Below are 706 nucleotides of genomic sequence, written 5' to 3' on the forward strand. Positions count from 1 at the left end.
CATGTCGACGCGCCAGGGCACGGAGGCCGGCGGCGGCCTGGGGCTGGGCTTGTTCATCGCCAAGACCTTGCTGGAGCGCTCCGGCGCCACCATCGATTTCCGCAATTCGAGCGGGCTCGGCGAGGGCGCGGTGGTGCAGATTTCCTGGCCGCGCGGCCTCTTCCTCAACCAGGACCAGGCTTCGGCCACCATGTTCGACAACGCCTGAACCCTGCAGTTGCCGCATGGCAGCTCTGTTGCCGGCTCTAAAAATTGGACATTGCCCTTGCGGGACTGTATCTGCGTAAAAGTGAAGCATGTCGCCCAAAATTGTGTCTGGAAAAGTGGCATGCCCGAAAACATGGACTTCAAGCGCCGTCGCCGGAATTCGTTTCGACGGCTGCGCTTTTGGTCAATAGGATGCCGATAAGATGAGCGGAGACGAAACGACTGGCGCAATGGTCGAGGGCGAGGACACCTCGCTGCTCATCGTCGAGGACGACAAGCCCTTCCTCACCCGGCTGGCCCGCGCCATGGAGACACGGGGCTTCGTGGTCGAGACGGCGGAGAGCGTCGAAGAGGCGGTCGCCAAGGCGCGCGCCCATCCGCCCGCCTATGCGGTGGTCGACATGCGGCTCGGCGACGGCAACGGCCTCGATGTCGTGGCCGCCATCCGCGAGAAGCGAGACGATGCCCGCGCCATCATCCTGACCGGCTACGGCAATAT

General features: G+C 63.6%; 1 protein-coding gene and 1 pseudogene. Both read left to right on the plus strand.

Annotation, left to right across the window (positions count from 1 at the left end; all coding sequences use genetic code 11):
• Window positions 1–208 (plus strand): annotated as a pseudogene (locus EOD07_RS36485) (sensor histidine kinase); the annotation flags it as partial.
• A gap of 202 nt (window positions 209–410) precedes the next feature.
• The coding region (locus tag EOD07_RS36490; protein ID WP_127238513.1) for a response regulator at window positions 411–706 on the plus strand (296 nt) is incomplete at its 3' end.

The organism is Mesorhizobium sp. M2C.T.Ca.TU.002.02.1.1, assembly GCF_003997225.1.